This window comes from Propionicimonas paludicola (assembly GCF_002563675.1).
Taxonomy (GTDB): Bacteria; Actinomycetota; Actinomycetes; order Propionibacteriales; family Propionibacteriaceae; genus Propionicimonas; species Propionicimonas paludicola.
Genome location: NZ_PDJC01000001.1, coordinates 2,124,089 through 2,143,916 on the forward strand (window position 1 = coordinate 2,124,089; position 19,828 = coordinate 2,143,916).

At 69.0% G+C, this 19,828-nt stretch carries 19 protein-coding genes and 1 tRNA gene; 10 read left to right on the forward strand and 10 right to left on the reverse strand.

Annotated elements, in window-relative coordinates; translation table 11 throughout:
• The first annotated feature begins 182 nt into the window (after positions 1-182).
• Entirely contained in the window at positions 183-3,569 is a 3,387-nt protein-coding gene (locus ATK74_RS09865; protein ID WP_098460866.1) for a pyruvate carboxylase, read from the forward strand.
• A 4-nt stretch (positions 3,570-3,573) separates the two neighbouring features.
• On the opposite strand, the gene ATK74_RS09870 is transcribed toward ATK74_RS09865, so the two are convergent.
• From ATK74_RS09870 to ATK74_RS09890, 5 genes are read right to left on the reverse strand one after another with little or no spacing between them, the layout of a single operon-like run.
• A complete protein-coding gene (locus tag ATK74_RS09870; protein ID WP_098460867.1) occupies positions 3,574-3,753 on the reverse strand; it encodes a hypothetical protein in 180 nt (59 codons plus the stop codon).
• A gap of 60 nt (positions 3,754-3,813) precedes the next feature.
• Entirely contained in the window at positions 3,814-4,407 is a 594-nt protein-coding gene (locus tag ATK74_RS09875; protein WP_098460868.1) for a GNAT family N-acetyltransferase, read from the reverse strand.
• Positions 4,397-5,122, reverse strand: coding sequence for a hypothetical protein (locus tag ATK74_RS09880; protein ID WP_098460869.1), 726 nt, complete (start codon positions 5,120-5,122; stop codon positions 4,397-4,399). The genes ATK74_RS09875 and ATK74_RS09880 overlap by 11 nt, the downstream gene beginning before the upstream one ends.
• A 60-nt stretch (positions 5,123-5,182) precedes the next feature.
• Positions 5,183-5,815: a GNAT family N-acetyltransferase gene (locus ATK74_RS09885; RefSeq protein ID WP_098460870.1), complete on the reverse strand. Its 633-nt coding sequence runs from the start codon at positions 5,813-5,815 to the stop codon at positions 5,183-5,185.
• Between the two features lie 10 nt (positions 5,816-5,825).
• Complete coding sequence (locus ATK74_RS09890) at positions 5,826-7,100, reverse strand: MoeA family protein (protein ID WP_098460871.1); 1,275 nt, start codon at positions 7,098-7,100, stop codon at positions 5,826-5,828.
• Positions 7,101-7,117: 17 nt separating this feature from the next.
• Here ATK74_RS09890 and ATK74_RS09895 point away from each other — a divergent pair, with 17 nt between their 5' ends.
• The 3 genes from ATK74_RS09895 to ATK74_RS09905 all read left to right on the forward strand — a co-directional run bounded on the left by ATK74_RS09895 (position 7,118) and on the right by ATK74_RS09905 (position 8,739).
• A complete protein-coding gene (locus ATK74_RS09895; RefSeq protein ID WP_169923807.1) occupies positions 7,118-7,717 on the forward strand; it encodes a 5-formyltetrahydrofolate cyclo-ligase in 600 nt (199 codons plus the stop codon).
• Between the two features lie 73 nt (positions 7,718-7,790).
• Complete coding sequence (locus tag ATK74_RS09900) at positions 7,791-8,066, forward strand: FmdB family zinc ribbon protein (RefSeq protein WP_098460872.1); 276 nt, start codon at positions 7,791-7,793, stop codon at positions 8,064-8,066.
• A gap of 49 nt (positions 8,067-8,115) precedes the next feature.
• Positions 8,116-8,739: an SAF domain-containing protein gene (locus ATK74_RS09905; protein WP_098460873.1), complete on the forward strand. Its 624-nt coding sequence runs from the start codon at positions 8,116-8,118 to the stop codon at positions 8,737-8,739.
• A 2-nt stretch (positions 8,740-8,741) separates the two neighbouring features.
• Here ATK74_RS09905 and ATK74_RS09910 read toward each other — a convergent pair whose 3' ends face one another.
• Positions 8,742-9,104: a hypothetical protein gene (locus ATK74_RS09910; protein ID WP_098460874.1), complete on the reverse strand. Its 363-nt coding sequence runs from the start codon at positions 9,102-9,104 to the stop codon at positions 8,742-8,744.
• Positions 9,101-10,453, reverse strand: a complete 1,353-nt coding sequence (locus ATK74_RS09915) for a UTP--glucose-1-phosphate uridylyltransferase (protein WP_098460875.1) — start codon at positions 10,451-10,453, stop codon at positions 9,101-9,103. The genes ATK74_RS09910 and ATK74_RS09915 overlap by 4 nt, the downstream gene beginning before the upstream one ends.
• A gap of 331 nt (positions 10,454-10,784) precedes the next feature.
• Between ATK74_RS09915 and ATK74_RS09920 the strand changes: the two genes are divergently transcribed.
• The 5 genes from ATK74_RS09920 (at position 10,785) to ATK74_RS09945 (ending at position 14,556) form a co-directional block, all read left to right on the forward strand.
• Positions 10,785-10,860: transfer RNA gene (locus ATK74_RS09920), tRNA-Arg, on the forward strand.
• A 298-nt stretch (positions 10,861-11,158) separates the two neighbouring features.
• Complete coding sequence (locus ATK74_RS09930) at positions 11,159-11,650, forward strand: hypothetical protein (protein WP_098460877.1); 492 nt, start codon at positions 11,159-11,161, stop codon at positions 11,648-11,650.
• A gap of 2 nt (positions 11,651-11,652) precedes the next feature.
• On the forward strand, positions 11,653-12,561 hold the full coding sequence (locus ATK74_RS09935; protein ID WP_211283341.1) for a polysaccharide deacetylase family protein: 909 nt from the start codon (positions 11,653-11,655) through the stop codon (positions 12,559-12,561).
• A gap of 49 nt (positions 12,562-12,610) precedes the next feature.
• Positions 12,611-13,285: a response regulator transcription factor gene (locus ATK74_RS09940; protein ID WP_098460878.1), complete on the forward strand. Its 675-nt coding sequence runs from the start codon at positions 12,611-12,613 to the stop codon at positions 13,283-13,285.
• On the forward strand, positions 13,282-14,556 hold the full coding sequence (locus tag ATK74_RS09945) for a sensor histidine kinase (protein ID WP_098460879.1): 1,275 nt from the start codon (positions 13,282-13,284) through the stop codon (positions 14,554-14,556). Before ATK74_RS09940 ends, ATK74_RS09945 begins: the two co-directional genes overlap by 4 nt.
• Here the strand turns inward: ATK74_RS09945 and ATK74_RS09950 are convergent.
• Positions 14,537-15,100, reverse strand: a complete 564-nt coding sequence (locus tag ATK74_RS09950) for a hypothetical protein (RefSeq protein ID WP_098460880.1) — start codon at positions 15,098-15,100, stop codon at positions 14,537-14,539. The genes ATK74_RS09945 and ATK74_RS09950 overlap by 20 nt on opposite strands.
• Positions 15,097-17,061 carry a helix-turn-helix transcriptional regulator gene (locus ATK74_RS09955; protein WP_098460881.1) on the reverse strand — a complete coding sequence of 655 codons (1,965 nt, stop codon included), beginning with the start codon at positions 17,059-17,061 and terminating at the stop codon, positions 15,097-15,099. Before ATK74_RS09955 ends, ATK74_RS09950 begins: the two co-directional genes overlap by 4 nt.
• A gap of 603 nt (positions 17,062-17,664) precedes the next feature.
• Between ATK74_RS09955 and ATK74_RS09960 the strand changes: the two genes are divergently transcribed.
• The gene (locus ATK74_RS09960; protein ID WP_098460882.1) at positions 17,665-17,877 is read left to right on the forward strand and encodes a hypothetical protein; all 213 of its coding nucleotides are present in this window, start codon (positions 17,665-17,667) and stop codon (positions 17,875-17,877) included.
• Positions 17,878-17,881: 4 nt separating this feature from the next.
• On the opposite strand, the gene ATK74_RS09965 is transcribed toward ATK74_RS09960, so the two are convergent.
• A complete protein-coding gene (locus ATK74_RS09965; protein ID WP_169923808.1) occupies positions 17,882-19,723 on the reverse strand; it encodes a helix-turn-helix domain-containing protein in 1,842 nt (613 codons plus the stop codon).
• Positions 19,724-19,828: the final 105 nt, after the last annotated feature.

Consider the following 19,828-nt stretch of genomic DNA (forward strand, 5'->3'; position numbering starts at 1 on the left):
ATACTCGCAGCTCCGGGTCCCGTCAGCGGCCCGGAGCAGCCGGCTCAGGTAGCCTTCGCACTCGGATTGCCATCGGATGCCCGGCACGGTCGGGCGCCCAAAGGCGCGGCTGCCCCTGGCCCGCCCGGCCTGGGGTCCGGCAAGATTCGACGTAGCCAGCCAGACCCCATCAAGGAGGCCCGGTGTTCAAGAAGATCCTGGTAGCCAACCGCGGCGAGATCGCCGTCCGCGCTTTCCGTGCGTCCACCGAGCTGGGGGTGACGACGGTCGCGGTCTTCCCGTACGAGGATCGGCACGCCGAGTACCGGCTGAAGGCCGATGAGTCCTACGAGATCGGCGAACACGGCCACCCGGTCCGCGCCTATCTGGACGTGGCCGGCATCATCGACGCGGCCAAGCATGCCGGCGCCGATGCGATCTACCCCGGCTACGGCTTCCTCTCGGAGAACCCCGACCTGGCCCAGGCCTGCGAGGAGTCCGGGATCACCTTCATCGGCCCTCCGCATCAGGTCCTCGAGCTCACCGGAAACAAGGCCCGCGCCATCGAGGCGGCCCGGGCCGCCGGCCTGCCGACCCTGTCCGGTTCCGAGCCCAGCGATGACGTCGAGACCCTGTTGGCTGCTGCCGAGGCGGTCGGGTTCCCGCTGTTCGTGAAGGCTGTCTCCGGCGGTGGCGGACGCGGCATGCGCCGGGTCGCGTCTGCCGACAAGCTGCCCGCCGCGCTCGCCGAGGCCATGCGCGAGGCCGAGTCGTCCTTCGGCGACTCGCGGATGTACCTGGAACAGGCCGTGATCAACCCGCGGCACATCGAAGTGCAGGTGCTGGCCGATGCCACTGGTTCGGTGATCCACCTGTATGAGCGCGACTGTTCGGTGCAGCGCCGCCACCAGAAGGTGGTCGAGATCGCCCCGGCGCCGAACCTCGATCCGGCCTTGCGGGCCCGGATCTGCGACGACGCCGTCCGCTTCGCCCGGCAGATCGGTTATGTGAACGCCGGAACCGTGGAGTTCCTGGTCGGTGAGGACGGACGCTACGTCTTCATCGAGATGAACCCGCGGATTCAGGTCGAGCACACCGTCACCGAGGAGGTGACCAATGTCGACCTGGTCAGCAGCCAGATCCGGATCGCGGCCGGCGAGACTCTGGCCGGCATCGGCCTGACCCAGGACGACATCGCCGTCCGTGGCGCCGCGCTGCAGTGCCGGATCACCACCGAGGACCCGGCCAACGGCTTCCGTCCCGACACCGGCACCATCTCGGTCTACCGGACCCCGGGCGGCGCCGGCGTCCGCCTCGACGGCGGTGTGGTCTTCGCCGGATCGACGGTCGGCGCCCACTTCGACTCGATGCTGGTCAAGGTCACCTGCCGTGGCAGCGACCTGCGCAGCGCGGCCCGCCGGGCCTACCGCGCCCTGACCGAGTTCCGGGTGCGCGGCGTCTCGACGAACATCCCGTTCTTGGAGGCGGTGATCTCCGATCCCGACTTCCTGGCCGGCCACACGACCACCAGCTTCATCGACGACCGTCCGCATCTGCTGAACTACCACATCCCGGCCGACCGGGGCACCAAGCTGCTCACCTACCTGGCCGAGATCAGCGTCAATCGTCCCAACGGTGAGCCGCGCACCGAGCTGGTGCCGCGCACCAAGCTGCCCATCCTGCCCAGCGCGATCGCCAACGCCGCTCCCCCAGCCGGCTCGCGGCAGCGACTGCTCGAGGTCGGGCCGGCCCAGTGGGCCGCCGAGCTGCGCGCTCAGAGCGCCGTGGCCGTGACCGACACCACCTTCCGGGACGCCCACCAGTCACTGCTGGCCACCCGGGTGCGCACTCGCGACCTGATGCACGCCGCTCCGGTAATCGCCCGGACCCTGCCGCAGCTGTTCAGCGTCGAGGCCTGGGGTGGCGCCACCTACGACGTGGCCCTGCGCTTCCTCAAGGAAGACCCATGGAACCGGCTGGACGAGCTGCACCAGGCGATGCCGAACCTGCCGCTGCAGATGCTGCTGCGCGGCGCGAACACGGTCGGCTACACCCACTATCCGCCCGCAGTGACCAAGGCCTTCGTGGCCGAGGCCGCCCGGTCCGGGCTGGACGTGTTCCGGATCTTCGATGCGCTGAACAATGTCTCCTCGATCCGTCCGGCCATCGAGGCGGTGCTGGAGACCGACCACGCCGTGGCCGAGGCGGCGCTGTGCTACACCGGCAACATGACCTCGCCGAGCGAGCGTCTGTACACCCTGGACTACTACCTGCGACTGGCCGAGCAGCTGGTCGAGGCTGGGGCGCACATCCTGGCCATCAAGGACATGGCCGGCCTGCTCCGGGCTCCGGCGGCAGCGAAGCTGGTCTCGGCGCTGCGATCGCACTTCGACCTGCCGGTGCATCTGCACACTCACGACACGGCAGGTGGCCAACTGGGCACCCTGCTGGCCGCGATCGATGCCGGCGTGGACGCGGTCGATGTGGCCTCGGCGGCCCTGGCCGGCACCACCTCGCAGGTCTCGATGTCGGCCCTGGTCGCGGCCCTGGAGGGCACCGACCGGGACCCCGGGCTGAGTCTGAATGCGGTCACCGCGCTGGAGCCGTACTTCGAGGCCATGCGGGCCCTCTACGCCCCGTTCGAGTCCGGCCTGCCCGGACCGACCGGACGGGTGTACGTCCATGAGATCCCCGGTGGGCAGCTGTCGAACCTGCGCCAGCAAGCGATCGCGCTCGGCCTGGGTGGCCGGTTCGAGGCCATCGAGAACATGTACGCGGCCGCGAACAGGATCCTGGGCAACATCGTCAAGGTCACCCCGTCCTCGAAGGTGGTCGGTGATTTGGCGTTGGCCCTGGTCGGGCAGCGGATCGACCCGGACGACTTCGAGGCCAACCCCGGCAAGTACGACATCCCCGACTCGGTGATCGGCTTCCTGAACGGCGACCTCGGAGATCCGCCGGGCGGCTGGCCCGAGCCGTTCCGGACTAAGGCTCTGGCCGGGCGCACCACCAAGCCGGCGGTGGCCCAGCTGACCGAGGACGACACCGCCGAGCTGGCCAGCAACCCGCGCCGCGCCCTGAATCGGCTGCTGTTCCCGGGCCCGCTGCGGGACTACGAGGACGCCGTCGACGCCTACTCCGAGTTGTCGGTGCTGCCGACCCGAGAGTTCCTGCACGGCGTCCGTCAGGGCCAAGAGGTTGAGGTCAGCTTGGAGAAGGGCAAGTCCCTGCTGCTCGGCATTCAGGCGATCGGCGAGCCCGATGACCGCGGCATGCGGCAAGTCATGTGCACCGTCAACGGCCAGTTGCGCGTGATCTCGGTGCGCGACCTGGCCGCCAGCGCCACGGTTGCGGTTGCCGAGCGGGCCAACCCGTCGGCACCCGGCCACGTGCCAGCACCGTTCGCCGGGGTGGTCACGTTGATCGTGACCGAAGGCGAACAGGTCAGCATCGGCCAACAGGTGGCCACCATCGAGGCCATGAAGATGGAGGCGGCGATCACCAGCCCGGTGGCCGGGACGGTGAAGCGGTTGGCCATCGGCCACGCGCAGGCCGTCGAAGGCGGCGACCTGCTGCTCGAGATCGGCTAGGCGGTCAGCTCTCGCGGTTCAGCCGGACGAAATCGCGGACGCCCAGGAAGATCGCGACGGCTCCACAGATCACCAGCAGGTAGTCGAGGGTCTGGCCTCCCTGGGTGATCACCAGGTAGCCGCCGCCGACCACTGCGAGCACGCCGAGGACGAGGTACGAGATGGCTTGGCTGCGCGGACTCACGTGCCGAAGACTACGCCAGCGACCCCGGCTTCAGCGACCCGGCGTTGCCGAAACCTGAGCTCAGCGTGGCAACGGGTACGTGACCCAGATCTGAAGTCGGCCGGAGTCCTCGGCGCCCCACGGCTCGGCGTCCCGGGTCTCTTCCAGCAGGTAGCCCAGCCGCCGGGCAACCGCAGAACTGGCCAGATTCGTCTCGTCGGTGTGCAACTCGACCCGCTCGATGCCGGGAAGGGCCAGGCCGATCTCGGTGATCGCCCGCACCGCATCGGTGATCAGGCCTCGTCCGGTGTGCCGGGCGTCCAGCCAGTAGCCCACCTCGGTCGCGCCGGGTCCGACCCGATTGTGCAAACCACACGCGCCGATGATCGGTCCATCGGGCTGCTCGCGGACCGCCCACGCGTACAACGAACCGTCCTGCCAGCCCAGTTCAGCCTGATCGCAGCGCTCCTGCTGGAACTCCAGCGATGTGCCCTCGGGAGTGCCCCAGCGAATGTGCGGGCTTAGGTGTGTCATGTTCGCCCGGGTGGCTGCGGCCATGGCCGGGCCGTCAGCCGAGCGCATCCGGGCGAGCTGAATCCTGCCCAGGTCGATCAGTTCCGGCGGACGGACGATCGCGCTTCCTGCACCGCCCGAGCCGGCCGGCTCAGCCGACATCCTCTTGGGCGGCCGGTTCCTCGGCCGCAGGAGCGGTGATCGGGTCGGCGGTGACCGGCAAGGCCGGCGGAACGATCGGAGCCGAGAGGTCGACGGTGCGCACCGTCCGAGCCGGAAGCGGCTTGGACACGTAGGTCGGACGAGTGATCGGGATCGGCTCCCACAACGAGCCGACCGGAACGATCGGACCGGTCAGTTCGACGGCGTGAGCGTGGGTGGCCACGTCCGCCGGGCTCAACGAGATCGCAATGGTGTCCTCCGACGGGCACTCCCGGATCGCCTCGGCGCGGCGCGCCAGATCGGCCCGCATGGCGCGCACGCTGAACCTGGCCACCACGAGGAACGCGATCACCAGGGCGGCCGGGATCAGCACCGTCCACCACTGCAGAAGCTGCAGAAGGACCAACGTGGCCACCACCAGCTGCCCCAGCAGCAAGACCAACAGCACCCGACGGCGGCGCTGAGCGGCCCGAGCATCGATCTGTGTGAGTTCGCGCAGCTGCGCACGCCTGGTCAACGGGGTGGAGACCTCAGCCAGTCCGGGGTCAGCCTCGGCCAGCGAGGCCCCGGTGGTCACGATGGTCACCGCAGAACCGAACGGAACCTCGGACTCCTCTGCCTCGAGATCCTCGCCGCGTTGACGCAGAAAGTACGGGACCAGAAAGACCAGCCAGATCGCCGCAATGGCGCCGAAGATCAGACCGGTGAGACCCATGGGGCAACGGTATGTGTCCGGCCCTGTGATCCTGGCCACCAGCGGCGGAGTGTCGGTGATTCACCCCCACGAAGACAAGCCATGACGTTGTTCGTAGCGGGCCAGCAGTCCGCCGGGCATCTCCTCGGGGGTGGCCACGAAGACCTCGTGATCGCGCCAGTCACCGTCCACATGCATGTAGCGCTCACGGCGTCCCTCGTAGCGCAGCCCGAGCTTGCGCACCACGGCCAGGCTGTTGGTGTTCTCCGGGCGGATCGCGATCTCGATCCGGTGCAGTCCGAGCACGTCGAAGCAGTAGTCGATGGCCATGGCGGTGGCGGTCGGGACGATCCCCCGTCCGGCCCACTGCGGATCGATCCAGTAGCCGATGTGGGCCCAGCTGGCCGAGCCGTAGGTGATCCCGGAGACTGTCAGCTGCCCGGCGAAGACTGGACGACGGGACTGCGGCGGCTGGTACTCGATCGCCCATGGCAGCAGCAAGCCGCGCCGGGCTCGCTCGCTGAACGAGGAGACCAGTTGAGTGAAGGTCAGCGCCGGCTCGGCCGAATCCAGCGGACGGGTGGAATCCCACGGCCGGAACCACTGCGGCGAGCGATCCCGGATCTGCGCCCAGGCGGCTTCGTCGCGACGGCGCAGCGGCCGCAAGGTGATCGCCTGATGCGTCAGGCGCACCGGCCAGGTGGCTCTCCCCACGCAGCGCAGACTAGCCCAGCAACCAGCAATCCACCTCGGTCTGCGCGGAGATCGGCTCGGCCGAGGGTTCGATCAGGATCGCGGCGTTGGCACTGGCCAGTTCAATGGCACCCACTTCGCCGACCGCGGGCAGCGGTCGAACCAGCTCACCGGTGTAGTCGGCCAGCAGAATAGAGCTCCGGGTGGGATCGGCTGCGACCTCGACGGTCAGCGTGGCCACCACCTGTTCCGGCTCGGACGGCTCGCGACCGCCCAGCTGCTCGACCACCGGACGGGCGAACAGCTGATAGGCCAGGAAGCCGGCGACCGGATTGGCCGGCAGGATCAAGGTCGGGACGCGCTCGGCGCCGGCCAGCCCGAAGGCCAGCGGCGCCGTGAAGCCGTCCACTCGGCAGACCTCGAAGTCGCCCAGCTCGGGCAGTGCGGCCAGCAGCTCCGGGCCAAGCTCGGCGTTGACCAGCACCAGGTCGGCGCGGACCAGCTGCTCACCCAGGTTGGTGGCGATGACGGCCGGCCTGGCCGGCAGGATGCCGGCCGGGAAGGTCTGGGCACCGTCGGCGCGGGCAGCGGCAGCGATCATGGCCACCGATGCGTCGTAGCGCTGGTCGATCCGGGTCAGCGGCAGCCCGGGCTCCACCAGGTTGTCTCCGATCGAGAGCACAACGACCCGTGGGCGCGGGCGGGCCAGCACCTTGTCATGGCCGACTTCGGCGATCAGGCCCAGCGCCCGAGGGCTGAGTTCGGTGCCGTTGTCGAGGATCCGGTCGCCGTCGAGAATGCGGGAACCGGCCAGCACCAGGTTCTGCTGTACCCGGGCCTCGCCGGTCACTCGAATCGCCTCGGCCAGCACCTGGACGATGTCGTCGCGGATGACCGCGTCCACCCCGGGCGGAATCGGCGCACCGGCGGCCACCTTGACCGCAGCTCCCGGCGGCAGCGCCTCCCCGGGGAAGTCACCGACCCCGATCTCGTCGAGGACCGGTAGGACCACCGGGTGATCCGGTCCGGCACCGACGATGTTGGCCGCTCGAATCCCCCAGCCGGAGGCCGTGGCGTGACTGTGAATGGGGAGGTCCAGATCGGCGGAAAGCGACTCGCACAGGCTCAGCCCGGCGGCGTCCAGCAGGCCGATGCCGAACGGACGCAGCGGCACCACCTCGCCCAGGAGGTAGTCGCGGAAATCCTCGATGGAGCGCTCGACAGCGACGTCTGACCGGACCGAATTCTGCGATGGGCGGGCAGACTCCGGCTCCGGAGTGCGCTTGGGGCGGGCAAACAAAGGCATGGATTTACCATAGGTCAATGCAGGTTCCCGGTTCGGAAGGCCAGCCGCGCGCGGGTGTCGACCCCGCGAAGGCCCGACTGCGAGCCACCATCAACCATTCCCGGACGACGACCGCCGAGACCGCCGCCGACAGCGCGGCCCGGACGGCTCGCGCTGTGACGGCCTGCACCCGAGCCGAGGTCGTCGCCTGCTACCTCTCCCGTCCCGAAGAGCCGGACACCGCGGCTTTGATCGCAGCCCTGACGTCGGCCGGCGTCCGAGTACTGGTGCCGCTGCTGCGCCGGGAGCCGGACTGGGCTTGGTTCACCGGGGCCGACGACCTGGTGCCGGGCCCGCACCGGATTCGGCAGCCGCGCGGAACCGGGCTCGGCGGCGCCGCGCTCGCCCGGGCCGACTGGATCTGGCTGCCCGGGCTGGCCGGCACGGCGGACGGACGCCGGCTGGGCACCGGTGGTGGCTGGTACGACCGGGCCCTCGGCCAGGCCCGACCAGACGCCGTGCGCGGGCTACTGCTGTTCGACCGCGAGGTGCTCGACGACGTACCCACCCAGAGCTGGGATCTCCCGGTGGACCTGTTGGTCACCGAGCGCCGGACGATCCGGGTCCGACCGGAATAGCGGACCCGGATTCGGCCGTTGTTAGCGGCGACGATAGAATCTGTCTGAAACCGGACCTTCTCAGGAAGTACCCATGCCCACGTATCAGTACCGCTGCACCTCGTGCAATGAGGAGCTGGAGGTCGTCCAAAAGTTCACCGACGACCCGCTGACGGTCTGCCCGCAATGCGACGGCAGCCTGCGCAAGGTGTTCAACGCGGTCGGCGTCGTGTTCAAGGGTTCGGGTTTCTACGCCACAGACAACCGCTCCAAGGGGAAGCTGAACGCCGCCAAGCCGGCCGAGCCGAAGCCGGTCGACAGCAAGCCGGCCGCCAGCACGTCGTCCACAGGATCGACCTCTGCGGCCTGAGGCTGTGGACGGCTGAACATGTCGGTGCCGCAGTGCCCACTGTGAGGGCATGAAGCAGGCGAGTCATTTCACCGGGTTGTTGCGTGCCTTTCGCTGGCATCGGCGCTGGTTCGCTGCGATCTTCGCCGCGATTGCCGTCCTGGCTGGGCTGAACGCCATCAATGCCAACGCCGCCGGGCTGCGCGAAGTCGTGGTCGCGGCCCGGCAGCTGAACGGCGGAGCCACCCTGGCCGAGGGCGATCTGCGGTTGGTCCGGCTCCCCAATGACGCCGTCCCGGCCGGTGCCCTCACCGATCCGACCGGTCTGATCGGACGGACCGTCACCGCAACCCTCCCCGAACGGCGAGTGCTGGTCGAGGCAGATCTGCTGGGCGGCATCGACGGACTGAGCTCCGGACACCTGGCACTCCCGGTCCAGTTCGCAGACGGGCCGGCGGTGGCGTTGCTCCGCACCGGCGTCCGGATCGACGTGCTCGGCCCGCAGGCCGGCAGCGGCGGCTATCGGGCCGTGGCCAGCAACGTCCGCGTGATCACAGTGGTGGCCGACGCGGCCTCGTCCGGGCCGTTCGGCGGCGACGAGTCCGGTCCGGTGCTGCTGGAAGTGGACGCCGAGCAGGCGGCCGCGATCCTGGCCGCGGCCTCGATCGGGTCGGTCAGCTTCGCCCTGCGCTGAGCTCAGGAGCCGTGGTGCGGCGGCACCTCGCGCATCAGGCGCAGTTCATCGGCGTTCAGCCGGGTTCGGGTGGACGGTGCCCTGGTCTCCAGCGTGGCCACACCGGCCAGTTCGCGGGCCCGTCCGAGTGCGGCGGCGAACTGGGCCGCACCACAGCCGGCACGCAGCGCGGTCGGCACCGGATGCGGCCAGACCTGCTCGGCGGACAGCACCTGCCGGGCGTGATCACCGATCCGCTCTGTCGACCAGCCGGCCGCTGCCAACTCGGTGACCAGCAGTTCGGGGTCCGGACGTCCCGGTTCGTCCACGGCCAGCTCGGCCCCGACCAGGGCGTAGCCGATGGCGGCCTGCCAGCGCGGGCTCATCGGTAGTGCCGCGGCTCTCCGGCATCCTCCAGCACGACATCGCCGATAACCGCGGCTGCCGCGTCGAAGTGCCACTCCCCCTTCACGATCAGCGAGGTGGCCTCGCGCAGAGAGGGAACCACCGGCACCAGCGCGTCGAAGTCGTCGACCAGCTTGTAGTGGCCGTCCAGTGACACCTCCGGGATCGGCGCCTGGGCGATCAGCCGGCCGTCGTCGTCCAGCTCGAACAGGTCCGAACGCAACAGCATCAACTCGTTGGTGGTCTTGACCGGGAGGAACCGATCGCGGCCCACCACGATGGCGGTCGAGCCCGGGAAGACTTCGATGGCCGCACCCATGGCACTCTCCAGTTGGTACACCGGGGTCGAGGCCGGATCGGCGGGGTCCACAGTCTTGTCGTTGCGGATCAGCGGCAGCCCGAGCACTCCGCGCCGGGTCTCCAGCAGCGAGCGCAGCGCCACCAGCTCCACCCACAGGTTGTTGGTGTGGAAGTAGGGGTGCCGGAACTCGTCGGTGAAGTAGGCCATCTCCTCCGGCGCGGTCTGGGCGGTGTCGCGCAGGATCAGCTGATCGTCGGCGACCCGGACGGCCAGATGCCCGCCCTTGCGGTCGTTGACGGTCCGCGGACAGAGCTCGGCGGCATAGGGTGCGCCGCTGGCGGCGAACCAGCCGGCCAGGGTGGCGTCCGGGGTGGCACCGAGGTTGTCACCGTTGGCGATGGACGCGTAGCGGAAGCCGGCCTCGATCAGGGCATCGAGCAGGCCACTCCCCCACAGCGCCGGATACAGGTCACCATGACCCGGCGGACACCACTCCAGGCTCGGATCGGCCGGCCACTGCACCGGGCTGAGGTCGTCGGTGCGGATCTTGGGCTCGGCGTTCTGAAGGAAGTCCAGCGGCAGCCCGTCCACGGCCAGATCGGGGTAGCCGGCCAGATGGGCCAGGGTGTCGTCCCTGGTCCGGAAGCTGTTCATGAAGACCAGTGGCAGCCGGGCGCCGTGGCGTCGTCGGGCGCTGCGGACCTGCTCGATGATCAGGTCGAGGAAGTTCTTCCCATCGCGGACCGGCAGCAGAGTCTTGGCCTGGTCCAGACCCATCGAGGTGCCCAGGCCACCGTTCAACTTGATGATCACAGTCTTGCCCAGTGCCTCGGCGGCGTCGGCTTCGCTCAGCTGGACCTGCGCCAGCGCGGCGACCTCGGTCAGCGGGCGGATGCTCCCTTCCGAAATGACTCCAGTCACGCCGTCGGCGCACTGACTCCAGTAGTGGGCGAAGTTGTCGATGGCCAGCTGGCTGATGCCCGCGGCCGCCATCTTGTCCAGGCATTGCTGGAGGGCGTCTGCGCTCATGCCAGGAATGCTAGGCCACGCTCGGAGGCTCCCGAATCGCCGCCGGTCCGACAAGACCACAGGCCCCCGGGAGTGATCGCCGAGGGCCTGGACAAACAAAAGTGAGAGTGACGCACTTCGAAGGGCTTTTAGCCGTCTACCCACCCCCAGGAGACAACATCGCGTGCGTCACTCTCGTTACCGACCTTAGCGGAACCGCAGTCGAATTGAAAACCCGGGTACGCCAATCTGACCAAGCTCACAGCTTCTAGCTAGGTTCGGGGCCACACGTCCCGCTGGGCGGCCTCCATAGCATAGGCGCTAGGCTTGCTCAGCCTCCTCAGCGAGGCGTGGCCCCATAGCTCAGGGGATAGAGCAGAGGTTTCCTAAACCTTGTGTCGCAAGTTCGAATCTTGCTGGGGTCGCCACCTGCTCTGCGCCTGACGCACCGGGCTGACGAGCCGGAACACGGCACCTCAGCTGCCCTCCGAAGCAACATCATCGAGTACCGGCAGCTACTGCTGAGCGGAGCCACCGCCGGCGCACTGCGCAGCTGAGCTCGGGCGAACGTGACCGCCGAGGCTCGAGATCCAGGCGGCCAGCAGGATCAGCCCGGCGATCGTGGTTGTGATGGTCCTGTGATGTTGCCGTGAGGCTGGTGAGACGTCCGAGACGCAGGCTGATTGCGAGGTCGGGACGTCCGGCTGGATCGAGGAGAAGTGCGCCATGGTTCGTTTGGCTCCAGAACTCATCGGGATCGCCACACTGGCGGCGGCGGGTCTGCTGGCCGGCTGCGCCATCACCGATGCGGCCGCCGTCGCCGGCGGACAGGTGCCGTCGGCCCTGCCGGTGGCCCAAGAGGTCTACCTGAACGAGTGCGGCCACGAACTGGTCTCGAAGCCGGGTACTTTCACTCTGACCTGCGCGGACGCCGGCCAGACCCTGCAAGGCCTGACTTGGAGCGGCTGGGGCACTCCGGAAGCCATCGCCACCGGAACCGAGGTGGTGAACCTTTGTACGCCGTCCTGCGTGGCCGGACGAGTGGCCAGCCTTCCGGTCGAGGTTCGCGCCTCTCAGCTGGTGACCGGCAAGTCGGCGATCGCCTACACCCGGCTGACTGTGACCGTGACCGGGCGGCTCCCCGCCGGGCTCAGTTCACCGGAGGACTTCACTCTCGACAGTCCCGACACCAGGCACGACGCACAGGGTGGGAAGTGATCATGGTTACGTCATCCCTGCATCGCGCGCTGCTGATCGTCCCGCTGGCCATCACTCTGGCACTCGGTGGCTGTGCGGCAGCTCCGGCACAGCACCACCGAAGCGACGTACCGGCCAGCGGCGCGGTGGTCGCCGAACCCAGCCCGAGGAGCACGTTCACGGCCCACGCCAGCGCGACTCCGTCCGGCTCCCCCGGCTCGCCGACCGCAAGCCCCGCCACGCCGACGACCGCGAGCCCGACGGGCCCGGCAACACCGTCCCCCAACGCCTCCACGATGGCCGCGATGCCGGAGCAGTCCGCCAAAGTGAACTGCCGCAAGGTGAAGTGCATTGCACTGACCTTCGACGACGGCCCCGGCCCCTACACCCTGCACCTGCTGCACTACCTACGAGCCGCGGACGCCCGGGCCACCTTCTTCATGGTGGGCACTCAGGTGGCGTCCCACCCGTCGGTAGCCCATGCCGTCGCGGCGGACGGCAACGAGATCGGGATCCATACCTGGGACCACCCGAACCTCACCAAGCTCAGCCCGGCTCGAATCAATCAGGAGATCACCTCGACCGCTCGGGAGATCGAGAAGGTGGCTGGGTTCCACCCACGGTTCCTGCGCCCGCCCTACGGGGCGATGAACGCCCAGGTGCACACCGTGGCCGGAGAGGACGGCCTGGCGATGGCCCTGTGGAGCGTGGACACCCTGGACTGGAAGACCCGGAGCACCTCGAAGACCGTGGCGGCTGCGCTCGGTGGAGCTCGCCGGGGCGGAATCATCCTGCTCCACGACATCCATCCCTGGTCGGTGGCGGCGGTACCGCAGATCCTCCAGGGTCTGCAGAAGCAGGGCTACACCCTGGTCACCGTCAGCGAGCTGCTCGGCAAAGTGAAGCCCGGCCGCGCCTATGCCCACCGGTGAACCGCGTCGGGTTCGCCGACTCCTGAGGGCCGTCGGGTAGAACTGAGTCATGACATCGTCGGTAGTACTGCTCGTCGAGGACGACGCGGATCTGCGACTGACCACCCGCCTGGTGCTGGAGCGCCAGGGGTTCACGGTGGTCACCGCAGAGGACGGCGTGGACGCTCTGGACCGCCTGCGCGACCAGAGCGTCGACGTCGCCGTGGTCGATGTGCTGATGCCGAGGATGGACGGGCTGACCCTGCTGCGCGAGCTGCGGACCTCCGTTGAGCACGCCGAGCTTCCGGTGCTGCTGCTCACAGCGCGGGACCTGCCCAGCGACCAGGTCGGTGGCCTGGACGCCGGCGCGGACGATTACGTGGTCAAGCCCTTCGACTCGGCGGTCCTGGCGGCCCGGCTTCGAGTACTGCTGCGTCACCGAGGCCCGTCGGCGGCGCCGACGTGGCACGAGCTCGGCGAGTTGCGGATCGACCGCGAGGGCATGGTCGTAGAGCGAGCCGGGCAGCCGGTCGAGCTCAGCGCCACCGAGTTCCGGCTGCTCGATGCGCTGCTGGAACACGCCGGCCAAGTGCTTTCCCGCGAGCAACTCCTTCATCTGGTCTGGGGCAGTGCGGACTGGGGTGAGCCGCGGGTGGTCGATGTGAACGTCCAGCGGCTGCGCGCCAAGATCGGTGCGGACAAGATCGTCACCCTGCGTGGCAGCGGCTACAAGCTCGTCCGATGAGTCCGGCGAAGATCCCCTGGTGGCGGTCACTGGGCTCGCGGATCGCCCTGGCCGTCGTCGCGGTCACTCTGGCCGTCCTGCTGCCGGTCGGAGCCTATGTCGACTACCAGGCCGCCGTGGACGCCCGGGAGCGGCTGCGCGCCGACACTCTCAACCGCCTCGATACCGCCAGTGCGCTCTTCCGCTCCTTCGGACAGCTGCGCTACTCAGCCACCACTGACCCCGCTCTGGTCCCGACCGAACTGCGTCGGGTGGCGGTCGGCCAGCGCGAGACCTACTTCGACGGCGACACCATGTGGGCGGTCGAACGGCTGAGTGCGGAGCAGATCCTCGCGGTGAACACCGGCGCGGCCACCCTGCAGCAGCAGCGTGCCCAACTTGAGCGCAGCCTTGGTGTCGCCGGACTGGCCGCGGCGGTACTCGGCGGCAGCTTGGGTTGGCTGGCCGGCTCGCGGCTCTCCCGCCGGGCCCGGCGGGGAGCCGCAGCGGCGCTGCGGATCGCGGCGATGGAACCAGGGGTGACCGCGACCCAACCCGGTCGCGACGAGGTCGCCGCGCTGACCCGATCGGTGGACCAACTGGCCGATGCGCTGAACGGCCGGATCGATCGCGAGCGGGCCTTCACCGCCTATGCCGCGCATGAGCTACGGACGCCGGTGACCGCGCTGGTCAGCGCGGCCGAACTACTTGGCGAGGACGAGGCCAGCCGACTGGTCCGCGGTCAGGCGGGGCGCCTGCGGGTCTTGGTCGCCGACCTCCTGGAGATCTCCCGGATCGACTCCGACGAGCCGGCCCAGTTAACGCCGACCGATGCCGCCGAAGCGGTCCGGGCCAGTCTGGCTGGGACCGGGATCAGCGGCCTGGTTCGGCTTGTCGTCGCGTCATCCGGGCCGGTACTGGTCGAACAGCGTCGACTAGATCGAGTGCTGGCCAATGTGATCGCGAACGCGCACCGGCACGGACGTCCACCGGTGGTGCTCACCGTCGACCGAGCGCAGATCACCGTCGAGGATCACGGTGCCGGCTTCCCCGACTGGCTACTCAGCGGTGGCCCCCGGCGCTTCGGAGCCGACGGCCCGACCCGCGGGCATGGCCTGGGTCTGGCGATCGCCCAAGCGCAGGCAACCGCGATGGGCGGCGGTCTGAGCTTCTCCAACCCGATCGGCGACGACGGATCGGTCTCCGGCGCCAGGGTGACCGTGACGCTGGCCGAGCCGGCCACCGCACCGTCCCGCGACGGGGTTGTGCCAGTCAGGCCGTCCGCGACCTGAGGTCGGCACCGGCCATCTGCGGTCGAGGCGCCACCCGAGCGGTGCGGATCTCGAGTTGGGGCAGCCAATGCAGATCGAGCGTGTCGGCGAAGGTGCACACCGGGTCCGGCTCGACTTGTGACTGTTGCGCCTGGCGCGCCTTGAGAGCCACCAAGTAGAGCGCCCTGGCCCCGAGAGACACCGCCGAAGCGCTCGCGGCCAGGACGAGACATCCGCGCCAGTCGGTGGCCAGCTGCGCGCTCACGGCCAGCGCGAAGCCGGACGCGGTCGCCACCGCGACGATCAGCCCGAGGACGACCGTACGGAGTCTGAGCTGGTGGCCGGCTGCGGCCTGACCAACGGCGAGCTGGGTCATGGCGGCGACCAGGGCGAACCAGACCAGACCCGGCTGAACGGGAGCCGAGAGCATGGCCACTGCCAGGCCGAGTCCCCAGGCCAGGGTGTCGGTGACGAGGACCAACACTGCGCGACGCAGTCCGTCCGGCCAGGTCTGCTCAAGAGAGCCGACCAGCTCGCCGGGTACCGGCTCGTGGATGCCGTTCATCGACGGAGCAATCCGGAGTCGCGGGCCTTGCGTACCAGTTCCGAGCGAGACGTCGCCCCGAATTTGGCGCGCAGCGCCACCACCTGCTTGCGGACCGTGTTCACCGAGACCTGGAGAGTCGCGGCAATGTCGGGGACGGACTCAGAACTCGCCAGCAACGGCAGCAGGATCTGCTCCCGCTTGGTGAGCGAGATGGCCCGCGGCAGGCTCTCCCCCACTCGCGGCAGTTGCCGCAGTGCCTTGAGGACCTTGGTGTCGATGAGCCGTCCGGCGCCCGGCTGACTCTCCACACAGTCGAGCAGCGCGTCCCGCACGTTGGCCGGCAGAAGTCCGATCGGCAGCCAGTAGCTGTGCGCCGAGCACAGCGACACCGCCTCGACCGCCGCCAAGGTTCGCGACGTCTCGTCCGCCTCGACGTCGACCAGCATCGAGCCGGCCCGAATCAACTTCAGCGAGACCCGATCGGTGAGCAGCGTGGTGCCGTCGAAGATGCCCGAGTCGCACGACCGGATCGCCTCTTCGGCATCGCCGGCCCAGAGCTGAGCCAATGCCAGCGGCGCCCAGCGCCACGGCGTCGGGATCGCCTTCAACCCGTCGAGCGCGGCTGCGGAGGCACCCAGCCGGGACAGCAGCAGACTCCGGGCCCGCCGCAGCAGCGTGGATCCGAGGCCTTCCTGATGCTCGGTCGAGGCGACGCCTTGGCGAACCTTGGCGGAGTCGAGCTGGCCCAAGGCCATCGCCGCATCGCCCCAGAGTGCGGCGTAGACGGCCTGCACGTAGATGATGATTGTCCACTGCGGTTGCCCCAGTGCGAGGCCGTCCAGCTCGACCATCGCGGCCCGGGCGCCCTCGCGGTCCAGGGTGCGCAGGCAGGCGATGACGCGCACCAGGACTCTCGACAGGGCATCCTGCGAGCCGAGCCCTCGCCGGAACCAGGCCAGCCGGAGCGGCGGGCCCACCTGCCGGCCGTCAGCATCCGAACAGCCGAGCATCTCCAGAGCGAGGTCACGAGTGCCGACCGCGAAGTCTTCGGCAAGGCGCGGCTCGAGGGTGATCGCGAACTCCGCCTCGGCAACACAGCGGGCCAGCTCGCCGCCGGCCAAGGCCAGCTGTGCCGAGGCCGACCGGAAGGCGGCCTCCACCGCGGGGCTCGGCGCCCGACCCTCGGCGCGGCGCTCCGCGATGAAGGTGGACACCTCTGCGCCAGTCCTGTTGGCGTCCTCGATTCCGCTACCCCCATGGCCGGCCGGCAGCATCCGCTGGGCAAGCATCCACATCGTGCCTGCGGCAACAGCTGTGTCGGTGCGCGGCGCATTGGCCCAGTGGGAGTGGAAGGCCAGGCCGTCCGCCACAACGCTGCGGACGTACTCACCATCGGAGCGATAGCCCTGGGCGTTGGTGGCCCGGGCCGCGGCCCAGGCGAAGGTGAGCATCGGGTTCATGGCACGTGCCGACCGCGGCAGATCCTCGAACACCGCGCGCACCGGCAACTCGTCGACGAGATCGAGCGAAGGCAGGTGATCGGTCCAGATCCTGCCGACGGCCTCCCATGCCTCCAGCAGAATGGCCCAGCGCAAGGCATCGGCCATCAGGGCCGGCTCAGGATTGGCGAACCAGCAGGTCATCAAGCGACGGGCCGCCTGCGCCTCCAGCGCATCGGCGGACGGCTTGGCCAGGCCGCCCACGATCGGGCGACGGATGGCGATCGAGCGCGGCTGATCGATCCAGTCGGCGATGCCGGCCTGGAGCGCCCACGACGAGAGTTCCGACCACGAGCTGGGTACCGGGAGATGCTGGCCCAGGGCTTCGCGCATGAAGGCCAGCCGGTGCTCATCCAACTCCAGCCAGAGCCCCAGCATCTCGCGCACTTGGATCCCATCGGTGACAGGAATGCTCGGTGGGGCCACGATCACAGGACGATCGTTGCGGCGCGTCCCGTTCATCTCACTCTGATCAATCATCCCGACTCCCCACGGCTGCACGGCACTCGGGGCAGTGGTCCGAGTGAGAAGCGGTGGGGAACAAGGGGTGCCTGCTCCCCACCACCCGCCTCTGGGCCAACGTCCAGCCGCAGGCCACCGTCATGGCCTGCGGGGCGGACCTCGGGCGGTATGTCCGCTCGAACGTCGGCACCTTCCTTGGCCGCCGCATGAATCGGCGACTCAGTTGAGCCTCCGTGCGGAAGGCCACCTTCCCGGCTGCCCCATTGGGCAAAAACTGTCAGCGACCCAGCCGTCGGGCCCGGCGGGAACAGCAAGTAGCGCCGCGATTGGTACAGGATGGGTCGACCGGCTACCACAACTTGGCCAACAGGGATGGCGCCGCTGTCGGGTGCGCTGACCAGATCGATACCGTCTCGATGCACCCAGCTGAACCATCTTCGGCACCCTTTGCTGGTCTCGGCTCAGCCAGCCGCCGAACAGCCCAACCCCGCCACCTAGCGTCACTTGCGAGAGACGTGGACTTGCCGGGGATCGTTGCCAATCCACTGGATCAGGTTTGGTCAAGGGACTGGTGCACCGGTGTGGCCACGGCGACAGCGACGAGCGAAAGCGTGGCGCCAGATGTCCGAGTTGATCCTGATCGGGGCAGCGATTCTCGCCGCCGCCGCCGGGGCAGCCTGGCTCGGCATCCACAGGGCGCCCGAGACACCGACCTGGGTATGCCGATACTGCCGAGTGGACTTCGCCAGCGAGCCGGAGGCGATCCTTCACTGCCAGCTCATGCACCCCGACGAGTTCGCCGAGCAGCAGCGCTGGTCAGCCGGTCTGCTCTGAGCGGCTACAGATCGCCGGCTTCCTGAGCCAGGCGGACCAACTCGCTGCGGCTCTTCGCGCCGTACTTCTGCCGCAGAGCAACGACCTGCTTACGCACAGTGTGCGGTGACAGATGAAGCTTGGCGGCAACCTCCGGAACCGGATCATCACCGACCAGCAGGGGCAACAGCGAGCGTTCCCGACGAGTCAGGTGTACCTGTGCCACGATCGCACCCCCACCGGCTTCCAGGGCCGCAAGCCGCGCCAGCCACTCCTGCTGCTCGTCGTCCAGCACTGGTTCGGTTGCGAGGAAGCGTCCGACCAGAGCATCGATCGCCTCGCGCGGTAGTAGCGCCAGCGCGAGCATGTTGCGCCGGTGGAGGCACTCCCCAACCACCTCGGCGAGTTGCGCATCCCGCTCGCCTGAGGTGTCGCCGAGCAGCGCCTCCACCGCGGCCCGGATCACCCGCAGGGACAGCCGATCGTTGTGCGTAGGGGACGGGTCGAACAGACCTTCTTCGGCCACCCGGCCAGCTGCGGCGAACTCACCAGACCACATCAAAGCGCGCGCATGGGCTACCCAGCGCATCGCACTCGGGACCCGCTCGGCAGCCTTGACCGCCGCCCCACGGGCACCCAGCCGATCCAGCAGATCGATCCGAGCCCGCCGAACCAGCGCCGCCCCCAGTGGCTCGTGAGCCTCTACCGAGACCATGGAATGGCGAGTGAGCTCGGCGTCCAGCCAGCGCAGCGCCTCAGCCGGGTCGCCCCAGAGCGTCGCGGCGAGAGAAGCCACCCACATCAACACCGTCCAGCGCGGAGTGCCGGCGGGGAGGGCTCCGATCGCCTGCAGCTGTCGCTCGCAAGCTTCTCGGTCGAGTTCACGCAGCGCGCCGAGTGCATCGGCAAGCCGACCCGCAGTGAGGTCCGCCGCGACGAGGTCCAGCGGGCATTCCGGCGAGACCCAGGCCTCAACCTCTCGACTCTCGATCTGCCGCTCGACGCAGCCGGCCAGCTCCCTGGCCAAGGCTCCGGTCCCAGTGGCGATCACCGCACCCACGCGGGCCGATAGCGCCAGGCAGTAGCTGGCCTCGCTGGCCGTGCGCGCATAGTCACCTCGCGACAAGGCGGTTTGAGCAGAGGCAGCCCGGAACATCGCCTCTGCCATGCGGCTCGGTGGCCAGCCGAGCGCACGCTGCCGATCAATCAGCTCGGCCACCTCCGACTGTGTGGCGGTCGCTGCGTCCAGGGCGCCGGCCGGTGAGCTTCCCGGCGCGATCCGCTGGACCAACATCCACAGCGTGGCAGCCTGCACGGCGGCGTCCGCACTTGTCGCCTGCCGCCAACTCGAATGCAGTTCCGTCGCATCTGAGATCAGGTGGCGGCGCAACTCGGACGGCCGAGATGCTCGTCCGGACAGTTCTGCTCGAGACTGTGCCCAGGCCACGCTGAGCAGAGGAGCCGCGGCTCGGGCATCGGCCGGCAGCCAGGCCAGCAACTCAGTCACGCCGTCGTTCTGCCAGGCGGCCCCCGGGAGCAGATGGCGCATCCAGATCGTCGCCAGCACCTCCCAGGACTCACTGGTCACCGCCCACTGCACTGCGTCAGCGACGAACTCCGGAGCCGGGCAGAGCACCCAGTAGTCCAAGAGAACCTTGCTCGCGGACGCCCGCTCGGCGGAGCTCGCCACCGAGCTGGACCAGGCCCGCGACACGCGAACCGGCTCGCCCGAGCTCGTGTCACTCACACCGAGCTCGTCCAGCCACTGACGGATCGCCGACCAGTCTGCGGCCAAACTGCGCGGGCCTGCGGCCGCTTTGGTGAAGGCGAGGCGCGCGGCATCCAGTTCGGTCCAGCTGGCCAGCATTGCCAGCACCTCACTCGTCCTGTCATTCACCGATTGTCTCGGCTTCCACCGCTGATACCTGGCTGCCGATGCCATCGGATCAGGTCCGGCTGAAGCTTCGGAATG

What these genes read in the sequence shown, in the direction of transcription:
- ATK74_RS09890 (WP_098460871.1), bottom strand. Translation starts at nt 7,100, where the DNA reads ATGCCTTTGTTTGCCCGCCCCAAGCGCACTCCGGAGCCGGAGTCTGCC.
- ATK74_RS09940 (WP_098460878.1), top strand. Translation starts at nt 12,611, where the DNA reads ATGACATCGTCGGTAGTACTGCTCGTCGAGGACGACGCGGATCTGCGA.
- ATK74_RS09895 (WP_169923807.1), top strand. Translation starts at nt 7,118, where the DNA reads ATGCAGGTTCCCGGTTCGGAAGGCCAGCCGCGCGCGGGTGTCGACCCC.
- ATK74_RS09905 (WP_098460873.1), top strand. Translation starts at nt 8,116, where the DNA reads ATGAAGCAGGCGAGTCATTTCACCGGGTTGTTGCGTGCCTTTCGCTGG.
- ATK74_RS09875 (WP_098460868.1), bottom strand. Translation starts at nt 4,407, where the DNA reads ATGTCGGCTGAGCCGGCCGGCTCGGGCGGTGCAGGAAGCGCGATCGTC.
- ATK74_RS09935 (WP_211283341.1), top strand. Translation starts at nt 11,653, where the DNA reads ATGGTTACGTCATCCCTGCATCGCGCGCTGCTGATCGTCCCGCTGGCC.
- ATK74_RS09945 (WP_098460879.1), top strand. Translation starts at nt 13,282, where the DNA reads ATGAGTCCGGCGAAGATCCCCTGGTGGCGGTCACTGGGCTCGCGGATC.
- ATK74_RS09910 (WP_098460874.1), bottom strand. Translation starts at nt 9,104, where the DNA reads ATGAGCCCGCGCTGGCAGGCCGCCATCGGCTACGCCCTGGTCGGGGCC.
- ATK74_RS09960 (WP_098460882.1), top strand. Translation starts at nt 17,665, where the DNA reads ATGTCCGAGTTGATCCTGATCGGGGCAGCGATTCTCGCCGCCGCCGCC.
- ATK74_RS09930 (WP_098460877.1), top strand. Translation starts at nt 11,159, where the DNA reads ATGGTTCGTTTGGCTCCAGAACTCATCGGGATCGCCACACTGGCGGCG.
- ATK74_RS09950 (WP_098460880.1), bottom strand. Translation starts at nt 15,100, where the DNA reads ATGAACGGCATCCACGAGCCGGTACCCGGCGAGCTGGTCGGCTCTCTT.
- ATK74_RS09900 (WP_098460872.1), top strand. Translation starts at nt 7,791, where the DNA reads ATGCCCACGTATCAGTACCGCTGCACCTCGTGCAATGAGGAGCTGGAG.
- ATK74_RS09955 (WP_098460881.1), bottom strand. Translation starts at nt 17,061, where the DNA reads ATGATTGATCAGAGTGAGATGAACGGGACGCGCCGCAACGATCGTCCT.
- ATK74_RS09880 (WP_098460869.1), bottom strand. Translation starts at nt 5,122, where the DNA reads ATGGGTCTCACCGGTCTGATCTTCGGCGCCATTGCGGCGATCTGGCTG.
- ATK74_RS09915 (WP_098460875.1), bottom strand. Translation starts at nt 10,453, where the DNA reads ATGAGCGCAGACGCCCTCCAGCAATGCCTGGACAAGATGGCGGCCGCG.
- ATK74_RS09965 (WP_169923808.1), bottom strand. Translation starts at nt 19,723, where the DNA reads ATGCTGGCCAGCTGGACCGAACTGGATGCCGCGCGCCTCGCCTTCACC.